Raw genomic sequence first — 12,176 nt, 5'->3', positions numbered from 1 at the left:
CACTCGAAGGCGCGGGCCGACGCCTCACCCGTCGACCAGCCGCTGACCTGGCAGCCGGCGTATCCCTGTGAGGCACCGCCATGCATGTATGCCGAGTGTCGGCACGCTGATCGCGACGGCAGCAAGCACCGCGAGGCGGGTATCAGGCTGCCAGCATGACGCTGACCCTTCGCCCGCGAGGCAGAGGCAACTGGCAGGTCGTCGAGATCTCGATCGCCCAGAGCCGCCACTCGCCGCTGCCGCTGGAGTTCCACGTCGGCCAGCTGCTCGACCTCGGCGGCCGCTGCTTCCGCGTCGTGAGGATCACCGAATGACCTGCCAGGACTGCGCCGACGCGCGGCGGCAGGGCTGCTGCCACTGCGTCTACACGCTGACGTGCGAGGGCTGCAAGGCCCGCATGCTGGCCAAGTCACTGGCCGCCTACAAGGCGATCGAGAAGGGCGAGCCCGACGACCTCAGGGACGCGCTTCAACGCATCTTCCCGAAGCTCCCCGTGAAGCAGTCCAAGCTGCTGGTGTGGGAGTGGTGGGACCTGCTTCATCCGAAGGAAACGACACCATGACCGGCACCGAAGACCGCCCCACCGTCGAGGAGCGCTACACGCGCGCCATCCGCAGCAGCGACCTCGAGGTCGATGAGCAACGCGGCGACGTCGACATGCTGATCGCGGCCGGCTGGTGCCACGAGACGCTTGGCACGATGCTCTACCGGCTGGCCTGCGAGTTCGATTCGGTCAAGAGTGAGCAGCACCTGGCCAACGTCGAGATCGTGCGCGCGGCGAAAGCGATTGACGCCCAGATCGAAGCCGCGGCCGAGGTGCTGAAGCTCAAACCCGAGGCGAAGCAGGAAGAGGTGGAGGCCGCCGAGTACAGGGCGGCGCGCATGCGATCCGACGCCGAGGCCATGCGCCGCCAAGCCGAGGCCGCGCACGTCACGGCGCGCCTGCTGATCCTGCAGCGCATGAAGAGCCTCGACGCCACGAAGGCCGCCCTGGGGCGCTGGGCGTGCGTGCAGGCGACGCGGCGCCACTTCATGCAGAACGACGCCGACGTCGTGCGGCTCGCCGGCCGCGTGCTGAACGTCTTCCTCGACCCGACCTGCAGCTCGTGCCAGGGGCGAGGGCGCAATGGCGGCTACGGCTCCGTGCAGTCCATCTGCCGGGCCTGCTCAGGCAGCGGCAAGCGCAAGACGAACCTGGGCAAGGATGCCGTCGAGCGCTGGTTCGCCCAGCACCTGCTGGCCGAAATGGAGAGCATGCTGGCCGAGATCGACCGTCAGATGAGACGCTACTTGCGGGGTGACGGCAGACCTGCCTAGAATTGCGGCACGCTCAGCCCGGTGCGTCCCGCTGAGTGAATCCGACCGGCGAGCCATCGCCTGAGCAGGCTGGACCTGCGAACCTTCGAGGGGTCGGTGTCTTCGAAGCCCGCTACTTGGCGGGCTCTTTCGCTCCTAGCTCGGCGAGAACGTCATTGAACAAGCGCGGCATGCGCCCGGTCGCATCTTCATAGAGCGACTGTGCCCATGACGGAGTTGTCGAGCAACTTGCGACACCCATGCCGCACTTGAGTGCGAAGCGCCAGCCGATGTCGACCATCGCCATCATGTCTCGGAATCGATAAGCAGGCCCCAGGCGCTCACCGTCGTACCAGCTGTCGATTTGCTCTTTGCCTCCGTGCGTGAGGCCGTGCAGCAGGTTGAGGTTCGTGTCGAGCATCTGGGTCAAGTCCTTGGTGTACTCCGCGCCGCGCTTCGCCATCGCCAGGTTGGCGAGGGGGCGCGTGAAAAGGCGGTCGCCACTGCGGAACTCCTTGAGGGCAGCCTCCGGGTCGTCAGCGGTCATGAGCCACTCGGCGCGCACATAGGCATCCAGCTGGGGCCGTGCTAACGCGAAAGCAGATCCGGCGAGGTTGAGGTCGGTGCTGAGGATAGTCAGCATCGAATCGAAGTGCCGGTGCCCGAGGCCGTACAGAGCTGCGGCCGTACAGCTTATGGGGTCAGGCGCGATTCGCAGACCTCTGCCCAAAAGGCCGTGCACCCATTTCGTCAGGTCGCGAGCCTTGTCGAACTGCTCCCAGAACGAGCCTTCGAGTTCCTTGTCGTCCATCCCGCGACATTACTCCATCGCGAAAGGCAGGTACGCATGGACAACGTCAGCAGCACCGCCGTCGACGATCAGCTCGCACCGGACGAGGACGACAGCACTTCGATGCGACCGGCAGCCGGCCTGCGCGCCGATGCGTTCGACCGGATGGCGAAGACCCTGAGCCAACCGCCCAGCCGGCCGGCGCCCAGCAGCACCGCGAAGCCGGCGATCAGTGGCCTGTACGTCACCGAGTTCGACCGCCGCGCCTTCGCGCGCTGCACCTGACCCGAAGCCATCGCCCGCAGCCGGCGCGGGTCTGCCTGGGGCCGAGTGGTCACCCAGGCGGTGGATCTCCCCCGACGCGCACTCCGACGGGCAAGCCGGTGCGAGAGCGAATCGGCCGGCTGCTGCCGGGCTTGTCCCGGTAACCGGTGGCGCCCCGGTGGCGCCCCGGACGTGGCCGAAGCAGCCACCCATCGCTTCCTTCAACCCCGCTGGATGGCGGGCCCGGTGGATGCCGGAAAGGAACTCCAATGGCCACACGCAAGGCGCCGGCGCGCAAGAAGGCGCCGCCGGCAAAGAAGGTCGGGCGACCGACCAAGTTCAAACCCGACTTCCTGCGTCAGGTCTACGAACTGGCGCTGCTCGGTCTCACCGACGAGGAGATGGCGCCCGTCATCGGCGTCAGCGTCGCGACGTTCAACACGTACAAGCGGCAGCACCCTGAGTTTCTGGAGTCCCTCACACGCGGGAAGGTGATCGCCGACGGCCAAGTGGCCGCGAGCCTGCATCACCGCGCCCGGGGCTACTCGCACGAGGAAATCGTCATCACGTCCTACCAAGGCGAGATCACGAAGACCCGGGTGACGCGGCACTACCCGCCGGACACGCAGGCGGCGGGCATCTGGTTGTGGAACCGCCAGCCCACGCGCTGGCGCCGGCAGCCGGACTCAACGGACGGCAACGACGACGCGCCGCCGCCGGTCAAGGTCGTGGTGGAGGTGAAGAGCGCGCGCCGGCGCAGTGACGATGCCGACGCTCAACGAACCGCAGGCTGAGTTCCTCGCGCTCGAGCGCAAGTACCGGGCGTTCGTCAGCGGCTTCGGCGGCGGGAAGACCTGGGCGGGTGGCGCAGCGCTGTGCAAGCACGCGTGGGAACGGCCACGGATCAATGCCGGCTACTTTGCGCCGACGTTCCCGATGATCCGGGACATCTTCTATCCGACGATCGACGAGGTCGCGCAGGACTGGAACCTGACCATCAAGGTCAACGAGTCGAACAAAGAGGTCCACGTCTACAGCGGGCGCCGGTACCGGACCACGATCATCTGCCGCTCGATGGAGAACCCGGGCGACATCGCCGGCTTCAAGATCGGGCACGCGCAGGTCGACGAGTTGGACCTGCTGAAGATCGACAAGGCGGCGCTGGCGTGGCGGAAGATCATCGCGCGCATGCGCTACTCGGTGCCTGGCCTGCGCAACGGCATCGACGTCACGACGACGCCCGAGGGCTTCAAGTTCGTCTACCGGCAGTTCGTCAAGGAAGTGGCGGAGCAGCCCGAGAAGCTCGGCGGGCTGTACGGCATCGTGCAAGCCTCGACGTTCGACAACGAGGCGAACCTCCCCGACGACTACATCGACTCGCTGCGCGCCAGCTACCCGCCGCAGCTGATCGAGGCCTACCTGCGCGGCCGGTTCGTCAACCTGGCCAGCGGGTCGGTCTACCCAGAGTTCGACCGCCGCCTGAACCACACCGACGCCGAGATCAAGCCCGGCGAGGTGCTGCACATCGGCATGGACTTCAACGTCAACAAGATGGCGGCCGTTGTGTACGTCGTGCGAGATGGCGCGCCGCTGGCGCTGGCCGAGCACACGGGCGTGCGCGACACGCCGGCGATGGCAAAGCTTCTCAAGGACCGGTACCAGACCGGCCGTGAAGCGAAGGACCGCCACGAGATCCGCGTCTATCCGGACGCCAGTGGCCAGAACACCAGCTCGAAGGATGCGAGCGAGTCGGACCTGTCGATCCTGAAGCAGGCCGGCCTGCCGGTCGTCGTGAACCCCACGAACCCGGCTGTGAAGGACCGCGTCAACGCGGTCAACGCCCTGATCCTGAACGACAAAGGCGAGCGCCGGCTGAAGGTGAACACCCGGCACTGCCCGAACTTCACCGAGGCGCTCGAGCAGCAGATCTACGACCCGAAGAGCGGGGAGCCCGACAAGAAGGCCGGGCTAGATCACGTCAACGACGCCGGCGGCTACTTCCTCGTGAAGCAGTGGCCGATCGTGCGTCGCACCGCAACTGTCGAGCGCCTGCGCGCCTGAACCTATGGCAGCAAAAACCGTCGCCGACAAGTCGCCCGCCGTGCTGGCGATGGAGAAGCATTGGGCCCTGGTGGGTTCTCTGTTGGGCGGCACCGACACGATGCGCGCGGCGGGCGAGGCGCTGCTGCCGAAGTGGCCGAACGAGGACGACAAGGACTACGACTTCCGGCGCAAGGTCTCGGTGCTGTTCCCGGCGTACACGCGCACCGTCGAGACTCTGACCGGCAAGCCCTTCAGCAAGCCGATCACGGTGGGCGAGGACGTGCCGGAGCAGATTCAGGCCCTGCTCGACGACGTCGACCTTCAGGGTCGCAACCTCGATGCGTTCGCGTCGGACATCATGGAGGCGGCGCTGGGCTTCGGCCTGGCCGGCATCCTGGTCGAGTTCCCGGACGCCAACGAGGCCGCGGTCGAACGCAACGCGCAAGGCGTCACCACCATGGCGGCCGAGCGAAAGGCAGGCCTGCGGCCGTACCTGGTGCAGATCCGGTGCACGCAGATCCTCGGCTGGAAGGCGCGGCGCGAGAAGGGCGAGTGGAAGCTGCTGCAGCTGCGCTTCTTCGAGACGGTCGAACAGGATGACGGGGAGTTCGGCGCGGCCGAGGTCACGCAGATCCGAGTCCTTGAGCCCGGCAAGTGGTCGACCTACCGCAAGGGCGAGGGCACACAGAAGGACGAGTGGATCCAGCACAAGAAGGGCGTGACCACGCTCGACTTCGTGCCGTTCGTGCCCGTCTACGGCAAGCGCCTGGGCTTCATGGTTGCCAAGCCGCCGATGCTCGAGCTGGCGCACCTCAACGTGAAGCACTGGCAGAGCCAGAGCGACCAGGACAACCTGCTGCACGTCGCGCGCGTGCCGATCCTGACCATCATCGGCATCGACGACGAGAAGTGGAAGCTGACCGTCGGTAGCTCGGCGGCCGTGAAGCTGCCGATGAACGCCGACATGAAGTTCACGGAGCACAGTGGCGCCGCGATCACTGCCGGCAAGACCAGCCTGGACGACCTCAAGGAAGAGATGCGCCAGGCCGGCGCCGAATTGCTGGTGATCAAGCCCGGCGTCATCACGGCCACCGAGGTGACGACCGAGAACGCCGTCGGCATGTGCGCGCTGCAGCGCATCGTGCAGGGCCTGGAGGACGCGCTGGACTTGGCGCTGCAGTACATGGCCGAGTGGCTCAAGCTCGAGCAGGGCGGCCACGTCACCCTGTTCAACGACTTCGGCGCGGCGACGCTGGCCGAAGCTTCCGCGCAGCTGCTGCTGGAGTCGGCGAAGGCCGGCAAGATCAGCGACGAGACCTACCACGGGGAGCTGCAGCGCCGCGGCATCCTGTCGCCCGATGTGGACTGGGACACCGAGAAGGATCGAATCGAGGAGCAGGGCCCAGCGCTGGGCACACTGCCGGACCCAACCGAGGACCCGAACCGGCGACCTGAACCAGCGGGGGCCTGATGCCCTCCGTCAACTTCGAACTGCGCGAGGAGGAGATCGCGCATCAGGTCAACCTGCAGCGCTACAGCACGGGTGTCGTCCGTCGCCTGATCGGAATCCTCAACCGCGCTGACGCCGAGCTCGCCGCCGCCCTCCAAGGGGCGCTGGACCGGCTGCCGGCCGAATCCTTCACCGTCGAGCGCCTCGAGATGCTGCTCGGGTCGATCCGCGCGATCAACCTGCGCGCCTACGAGGCGGTCGGCCGCGAGCTCACCGTCGAGCTGCGCGAGCTGGCGACCTACGAAGCGAACTACCAGCGTCAGCTGTTCGAGTCGGTGATCCCGTCGCAAGTCATCGCGCAGGTCGGCATCGCGCAGATCGCGGTCGAGCAGGTCTACGGTGCCGCGCTGTCGCAACCGATGCGCGGCCGGCTACTCATGGAGTGGGCAAGCAGCTTGGAAGAAGGGCGGCGCGCGCGGATTCGAGACGCCATCCGGCTCGGCTACGTGGAAGGGCAAACGATTCAGCAAATCGTCCAGCGCATCCGGGGAACTCGGGCGCGCGGTTATCAGGACGGCATCATCGAGATTGATCGGCGACATGCGGAGGCAGTCGTCAGGACCGCTGTCTCGCACGTCGCCGGCTTTGTGCAGGATCGGTTCTTCGCCGAGAACGAGGATCTGATCAAGGCACTAGCTTGGACCAGCGTGCTTGATGCGCGGACCACGGTCGAGATCTGTGTGCCGCGTGATGGCAAGCAGTACCACCCGGTCACGCATCGTCCGATCGGGCACAACCTGAAGTGGATGGGCGGACCGGGCCGCGCGCATTGGTGCTGCCGGAGCACGAAGATCCCGATCACGCGCTCGTACCGCGAGCTCGGCATCGATGTGGACGAACTCCCGCCAGGTGATCGGGCCTCGATGGACGGCACTGTGCCGGCCGCGACCACGTACAAGGAATGGCTGTTGCGCCAGAGCGCAGCACGGCAAGACGATGTGCTCGGGCCGACGCGCGGTCAGTTGCTGCGAAAGGGCGGCCTGCAGATCGATCGCTTTTGGACCGACAAAGGCGCGTTCCTGGACCTCGATGACCTGCGAGAAAGGGATGCCGCAGCCTTCCGCAAAGCGGGGGTCTGACCGAAAATAGGCGAGCCCCGAAGGTGCTACCAACACCGACGAGGCTCTAACCACTTCGACTAGTTGGAGTCGCGATGGCTGAGAAGAATTCTACGAGGGTGCTCCCTCACACCTGCGCCATCTGCGGCGCGGTCTTCACACCGCTCAAGTTCAGGCCGTCGCTCGGCGTGTTCAAGGCGTACACCGGGCGCGAGAGCTGCTCCGCTGAGTGCGCTCATATTGCCAAGGGTCGCCGCACCGCGAAGCGGATGAAGGAAACCCGAGACCAGTGGGTCGGCCCGAACAACCCGATGTGGAAGGGCTCCTGCCTGCGGCGCAACAAGTCCTATCGCGGGCCGGATTGGGCGCAGGTCGCCGAGTCGATCCGCAAGCGCGATGGGTACCAGTGCAAGCACTGTCACATGACCCAAGCGGAGCACGAAGCGCGCTGGGCCCAAGCTCTTGAGGTGCACCACAAGGTGCCGTTTTCCGAGTTCACCGACTATCCTCGAGCGAACCGGCCGGCGAACCTCGTGACGCTGTGCAAGACCTGCCACATGCGGGCGGATCGGGCGATCAAGCAGCGGCAGACGCTGCTGACCTTCGAGGACGAGCCGAGGAAAAAGGCGCGCGAGGATCTCGTGCTTGGATCGAACAACCCGCGGGCGAAGCTGAACGAGTCTCAGGTGGCTGAGATCAAGCGACGCCTGCTGTGTCGTGAGCCGCACCGATTGATCGCGGCCGACTACGGAGTGAGGAAGACGCTGATCTCAGCTATCAGCACGGGCCAGAACTGGGGCCACGTCAAGGCAAACCGACCGGCGTAGACTGCCAACCGTGCCGACCCGCCTGAAGCTCGTCCCGCCCACCGAAGAGCCTGCCGCCACCAAGGTGCGCCGGCGCGTGGCCGCGCAGCCGAAGCCGGCCTCGATGATCCAGTGCAGGCGCTGCGGCGGCCGCGAGGTGATCGAGGTCAAGAGCGGCGTGCTGTTCCAAGCCGGCAAGACCAAGGGCGGCACGAGGCAGCTGGCCTGCTACCTCTGCATGATGCGCGGCGAGCGCGTGATCCTCGCCTGAACCTGGAGAGGTTGATGGAGATCGAGGTCATGGTCGACGGCAAGCCGCAGACGCGCCCCGCGACGGTCCAGATGGAGCACCGAGACATCCTCGGCCGGCTGATCGGCCAGGAGATCGTGCCCGAGACGAACGAAGGCGAGGTGCTCGCCCGGACCATCGACGGCCGCTGCCACATCTTCACGGGCGCCCAGCACCCGTAGCGCCACAGCACGCACCGAACACCCACTGAGCCCGCCCCGCGCGGGCTCTTCGCTTTCTAGGCCGCCCTGGGCAACCACGGCGGCCTTTTCGTTTCTGCCGCACCGGCCGGATGGCCGACGGCGCTCCGGGGCGGATGCCTCACCGCGAACCTGGGCGGATGCCCAAGGAAACACCACCATGCCTTTCAAGTACGACGCAACTGGCGCAATCGTTCTCCAAGAGTTCGAGGGCAAAAAGCTTCCGGTGTTCATCAACGCCGAGGGCAAGGAATCGCCCTTCGATGGCGACAGTGCTGTCGCCACCATCAGCCGCCTCAATGGCGAAGCCAAGGGGCACCGCGAGCGCGCGGAGAAGGCCGAGGGAAGCCTCAAAGCCTTCGAAGGCATCACGGACCCGGCGGCCGCCATCAAGGCCTTGGCCACGGTCAAGAACCTCGACGACAAGAAGCTGGTGGATGCCGGCGAAGTCGAGAAGGTCAAGGCCGAGGCGGTGAAGGCGCTCGAGGAGAAGTACGCACCGGTCGTCAAGGAGCGGGACACGCTCAAGAGCCAGCTTGACTCGCACCTCATTGGTGGCGTGTTCACGCGCTCGAAGTTCATCGCGGAGAAGTTCGCCGCTCAAGGCCCGGCCGGCGCCGAGATCGCGCAAGCGCTCTTCGGCTCTCGCTTCAAGGTCGAGGACGGCAAGCTCATCGCACTGGACGCTTCAGGCAACAAGCTGTACTCGCGCGCCAAGCCTGGCGAGCTCGCCGACGCCGAAGAGGCGATCGAGTTGCTCGTCGAGGCGTACCCGCACAAGGCGTCGATCCTGAAAGGGACCGGTTCCTCTGGCGGCGGCACGCAGAACGGCGGCGGTGGTGGCGGTAAGACGACTCTGACCCGAGCTCAGTTCGGCGCGCTCGACCCGGCGGCACAGATGGCCGCAGTGCGCGACGGCGCAACGATCACGGACTGAGCCTCTCTCCGATTGCAAACACCGGGCCCGCAAAAGCGGGCCTTCTCACTTCTGAGAGGTACACCATGCGCACTCTGAAGATTCGTGCCGCGGCTCTGCTCGCGGTCGCCGCGGCCATCGCGGTCTACCCCATCGCCACCATGGCGACCGTTGCGTCGCGCGTCTGGGACTTCATGCGAGGCGACCCCGCCGACCTGAAGGCTCACGGCGTGTTCGGCGCGAACACCATCACCAACCTGATCCCCGACATCTACAACGCGCTCGATGTCGTGTCCCGTGAACTGGTCGGCTTCATCCCGGCCGTTTCCACGGACATGACTTTCGAGCGCGCCGCTGTCGGCCAGACGGTGCGATCGCACGTCGCTCCCGCGGCGAGCGCGTCTGACATCACGCCCGGCGTCACGCCGCCGGACGACGGCGATCAGACGATCGGCAACGTGTCGATGACCATCACCAAGGCACGTCGCGTGCCGGTGCGCTGGAACGGCGAGCAGTCGCTGGGCCTGAACAACGGCGGACCCGGCCGTCGCAACGTCATGCGCGACCAGTTCGCGCAAGCGATGCGCACGCTGTGCAACGAAGTCGAGAGCGATCTCGGTGCGCTGCACATCTACGCGTCGCGCGCCTACGGCACGGCCGGCACCACGCCGTTCGCGACCGCCGACGACTGGACGGACGCGTCGGAGACCCTGCGCATCCTGAAGGACAACGGCGCGCCGGGCGGTCAGCACCAGCTCGTTATCAACACCGCTGCCGGCGCCAAGTTCCTCGGCAAGCAGGCGCGCGTCGATGCCAACGGCAGCGATAGCATCCTGCGTCAGGGCATCTTGCTGCCGGTGCATGGCATCGACCTGCGCGAATCGGCCGCCGTTGCGACGAGCACGGCCGGTACCGGCGCCAGTGCGACGACCAACACCGCCGGCTATGCCATCGGCGCCACGGTCATCACGCTGGCCTCGGCCGGCACCGGCACGATCGTGGCTGGCGACGTGATCACCTTCGCGGGCGACACCAACAAGTACGTGGTGGCGTCTGGCGACGCGGATGTGTCCAACGGCGGCACGATCACGCTCGCGGCGCCCGGCCTGCGCAAGGCCATTGCGGCTTCGGCCACGGCGATCACGGTGGTCGCGGCTGCGGCTCGCAACATGGCCTTCGCCCGCTCGGCCATCGCGCTTGCGACCCGCGCGCCGGCGCTCCCGGAGGAGGGCGATCTCGCGCTGGACCGGCAGATCGTCACCGATCCGCGCAGCGGCCTGAGCTTCGAGATCTCGATGTACGCGCAGTACCGCCAGGTGCAGTACGAGGTCGCGCTGGCCTGGGGCGTGAAGGCGGTGAAGACCGAGCACATCGCCCTGCTCCTGGGCTGATCCAGGACCGAGCTGATCGTGGAATCGCGGGGGCTTCGGCCCCCGCTCTCTTGAAGGAGCCAACCATGAAGCAGATGAAGGTCATGCCCTGGGGCAAGGATCAGGGCGACTACGTGGTGATCAACGCGGAGGACTTCGATCCGAAGGTCCACAAGGCCTACGGCGAGCAGGCAGCGTCGACCGAAGGCGGCGAGAAGCCCCTCGACGAGATGAGCGCGGCCGAACTCAAGGAGCTGGCCACCGCGAAGGGTCTCGAGTTCCCCGGCAACGTCTCGAAGGCGAAGTTGCTGGATATGCTGAACACCGCGGCGGCCTGAAGCCATGGCCCTCGTCGTCGAAACCGGCGCAGGCCTGCCGGACGCGGACTCCTACATCTCGGTCGCAGAAGCCACGGCGTACCACGCCGCGCGCGGCAATGCGGCCTGGGCCGCTGTCGTCGACGATACGACGCGAGAGCAGCTGTTGCGTAAGGCGACGGGGTTCATCGACGGCACCTATGCCGGCCAGTGGCTGGGATACCGGATGACGGACTCGCAGGCGTTGGACTGGCCGCGCGGGTATGTGCCGCGGCAGCCCCCATCGCTGACGGGCAGCATCTACTGGCCTGACGACGAGGTGCCGGTGGCGGTGCGTAATGCGTGCGCCGAGCTCGCGCTGCGCGCCATCAGTGGCGACCTTGCTCCCGACCTCTCCGGCCAAGTCAGGAGCGAGAAGGTCGGCCCGATCGAGGTGGAGTACGCGCCCGGCGCGCGGCAGCAGGTCAAGTACCAGGTCGTCGACGGCCTGCTGCAGCCGTTCCTGCAGGGGGGCGGCCAGTCGTTCGTGAAGGTGACGCGCGCGTGATCGCAGAAGCCGACCAGGCGCATGTGGTGCCGCTGGGCGACCTGCGCGAGCACGACGCGAACATGCGGTGCTGGTGCAAGCCGACTCAGGACGCGGAAGAGCCGGCGCTGTTCGTGCATCACGCGATGGATGGGCGCGAGGCGTTCGAGACTGGCGAGAGGAAGCCGTCATGAAGCGCGCCGGCAGCCACGAGCCCTACACCGAAGATGCAATCCGACGCCTGAAGTGCGTGCGCTGCGGCGCGCGCGCGAAGTTCCAGTGGCAGTGCTGCGCCGACGGCAACACCTGGCGTCCGATCTGCCCAGCCTGTGACGTCGAGCTCAACGCGCTGGTCCTGCTCTGGATGAGAGATCCGGAAGCCGAGGCGAAGGTCTCCGACTACGCGCAGCAGAAGGGCGTCCTGCTGTGACCGCCTTCAACTACGCCGCGACCGCGCAGACCGCGCAGCGCCTGCTGCAGCGCTTCGGCGCGCAGACCACGCTGACGCGGCCTGGCACACCGACCTATGACCCGGAGACGGGCGAGACGACCGCGACGCCGGTGGTTGACTCGTGCACCGCGGCCGTCTTCCCATACGGCGACAAGTACGTCGACGGCACACAGATCCTCGCCACTGACCGGCAGGCCTACATCGCCGCGGTCGGCCTGACCGAGCCGAAACCAGGTGACGTGCTCCTGTGGGGCGGCTCAGGCCTGACGGTGATCAAGACGAAGAACATCGCGCCGGCGGGCCTGCCGGTGCTCTACGAAGCGCAGGTTCGGGCCTGATC

The 12,176-nt window shown here is 66.8% G+C and carries 19 protein-coding genes; 18 read left to right on the top strand and 1 reads right to left on the bottom strand.

Features of this window, described 5'->3' with window-relative positions; translation table 11 throughout:
- The first annotated feature begins 155 nt into the window (after window positions 1-155).
- Genes ACO2TI_RS01285 through ACO2TI_RS01275 form a run of 3 tightly spaced genes read left to right on the top strand, consistent with a single transcriptional unit; the run spans window position 156 to window position 1,317 of the window.
- Window positions 156-314 carry a hypothetical protein gene (locus ACO2TI_RS01285; RefSeq protein ID WP_423281608.1) on the top strand — a complete coding sequence of 53 codons (159 nt, stop codon included), beginning with the start codon at window positions 156-158 and terminating at the stop codon, window positions 312-314.
- Window positions 311-562 (top strand): hypothetical protein, encoded by a 252-nt coding sequence (locus ACO2TI_RS01280; protein WP_423281607.1) that lies wholly within the window; start codon window positions 311-313, stop codon window positions 560-562. Before ACO2TI_RS01285 ends, ACO2TI_RS01280 begins: the two co-directional genes overlap by 4 nt.
- Window positions 559-1,317 carry a hypothetical protein gene (locus ACO2TI_RS01275; protein ID WP_423281606.1) on the top strand — a complete coding sequence of 253 codons (759 nt, stop codon included), beginning with the start codon at window positions 559-561 and terminating at the stop codon, window positions 1,315-1,317. Before ACO2TI_RS01280 ends, ACO2TI_RS01275 begins: the two co-directional genes overlap by 4 nt.
- 112 nt (window positions 1,318-1,429) lie before the next feature.
- Here the strand turns inward: ACO2TI_RS01275 and ACO2TI_RS01270 are convergent, their stop codons facing one another.
- Entirely contained in the window at window positions 1,430-2,107 is a 678-nt protein-coding gene (locus tag ACO2TI_RS01270; protein ID WP_423281605.1) for a DUF6988 family protein, read from the bottom strand.
- 36 nt (window positions 2,108-2,143) lie between these two features.
- Here ACO2TI_RS01270 and ACO2TI_RS01265 point away from each other — a divergent pair, with 36 nt between their 5' ends.
- The 15 genes from ACO2TI_RS01265 to ACO2TI_RS01195 all read left to right on the top strand — a co-directional run bounded on the left by ACO2TI_RS01265 (window position 2,144) and on the right by ACO2TI_RS01195 (window position 12,174).
- Window positions 2,144-2,371, top strand: a complete 228-nt coding sequence (locus tag ACO2TI_RS01265; RefSeq protein WP_423281604.1) for a hypothetical protein — start codon at window positions 2,144-2,146, stop codon at window positions 2,369-2,371.
- Between the two features lie 248 nt (window positions 2,372-2,619).
- A complete protein-coding gene (locus ACO2TI_RS01260; protein ID WP_423281603.1) occupies window positions 2,620-3,144 on the top strand; it encodes a terminase in 525 nt (174 codons plus the stop codon).
- Window positions 3,116-4,411, top strand: a complete 1,296-nt coding sequence (locus ACO2TI_RS01255; protein ID WP_423281602.1) for a terminase large subunit domain-containing protein — start codon at window positions 3,116-3,118, stop codon at window positions 4,409-4,411. Before ACO2TI_RS01260 ends, ACO2TI_RS01255 begins: the two co-directional genes overlap by 29 nt.
- A gap of 4 nt (window positions 4,412-4,415) precedes the next feature.
- Window positions 4,416-5,864: a DUF4055 domain-containing protein gene (locus ACO2TI_RS01250; RefSeq protein ID WP_423281601.1), complete on the top strand. Its 1,449-nt coding sequence runs from the start codon at window positions 4,416-4,418 to the stop codon at window positions 5,862-5,864.
- Entirely contained in the window at window positions 5,864-6,982 is a 1,119-nt protein-coding gene (locus tag ACO2TI_RS01245; protein WP_423281600.1) for a hypothetical protein, read from the top strand. Before ACO2TI_RS01250 ends, ACO2TI_RS01245 begins: the two co-directional genes overlap by 1 nt.
- A gap of 74 nt (window positions 6,983-7,056) precedes the next feature.
- Window positions 7,057-7,788, top strand: a complete 732-nt coding sequence (locus ACO2TI_RS01240) for an HNH endonuclease (protein ID WP_423281599.1) — start codon at window positions 7,057-7,059, stop codon at window positions 7,786-7,788.
- Between the two features lie 10 nt (window positions 7,789-7,798).
- Entirely contained in the window at window positions 7,799-8,038 is a 240-nt protein-coding gene (locus ACO2TI_RS01235) for a hypothetical protein (protein ID WP_423281598.1), read from the top strand.
- Between the two features lie 14 nt (window positions 8,039-8,052).
- The gene (locus ACO2TI_RS01230) at window positions 8,053-8,238 is read left to right on the top strand and encodes a hypothetical protein (protein ID WP_423281597.1); all 186 of its coding nucleotides are present in this window, start codon (window positions 8,053-8,055) and stop codon (window positions 8,236-8,238) included.
- A gap of 178 nt (window positions 8,239-8,416) precedes the next feature.
- Complete coding sequence (locus tag ACO2TI_RS01225; protein WP_423281596.1) at window positions 8,417-9,193, top strand: DUF6651 domain-containing protein; 777 nt, start codon at window positions 8,417-8,419, stop codon at window positions 9,191-9,193.
- A gap of 65 nt (window positions 9,194-9,258) precedes the next feature.
- Window positions 9,259-10,563: a P22 phage major capsid protein family protein gene (locus tag ACO2TI_RS01220; protein ID WP_423281595.1), complete on the top strand. Its 1,305-nt coding sequence runs from the start codon at window positions 9,259-9,261 to the stop codon at window positions 10,561-10,563.
- 65 nt (window positions 10,564-10,628) lie between these two features.
- Window positions 10,629-10,880 (top strand): hypothetical protein, encoded by a 252-nt coding sequence (locus ACO2TI_RS01215; RefSeq protein WP_423281594.1) that lies wholly within the window; start codon window positions 10,629-10,631, stop codon window positions 10,878-10,880.
- Between the two features lie 4 nt (window positions 10,881-10,884).
- Window positions 10,885-11,406 (top strand): DnaT-like ssDNA-binding protein, encoded by a 522-nt coding sequence (locus tag ACO2TI_RS01210; protein WP_423281593.1) that lies wholly within the window; start codon window positions 10,885-10,887, stop codon window positions 11,404-11,406.
- Entirely contained in the window at window positions 11,403-11,579 is a 177-nt protein-coding gene (locus ACO2TI_RS01205) for a hypothetical protein (protein ID WP_423281592.1), read from the top strand. The genes ACO2TI_RS01210 and ACO2TI_RS01205 overlap by 4 nt, the downstream gene beginning before the upstream one ends.
- Window positions 11,576-11,815, top strand: coding sequence for a hypothetical protein (locus tag ACO2TI_RS01200; protein ID WP_423281591.1), 240 nt, complete (start codon window positions 11,576-11,578; stop codon window positions 11,813-11,815). The genes ACO2TI_RS01205 and ACO2TI_RS01200 overlap by 4 nt, the downstream gene beginning before the upstream one ends.
- On the top strand, window positions 11,812-12,174 hold the full coding sequence (locus ACO2TI_RS01195) for a hypothetical protein (protein ID WP_423281590.1): 363 nt from the start codon (window positions 11,812-11,814) through the stop codon (window positions 12,172-12,174). Before ACO2TI_RS01200 ends, ACO2TI_RS01195 begins: the two co-directional genes overlap by 4 nt.
- Window positions 12,175-12,176 lie beyond the last annotated feature (2 nt).

The organism is Caldimonas sp. KR1-144 (assembly GCF_049446155.1).
In the GTDB taxonomy this organism is placed as follows: Bacteria; Pseudomonadota; Gammaproteobacteria; order Burkholderiales; family Burkholderiaceae_C; genus Rivibacter.
The sequence above is the reverse complement of the archived record's forward strand: the minus strand, read 5'-3'. Positions and strand labels throughout refer to the sequence as shown.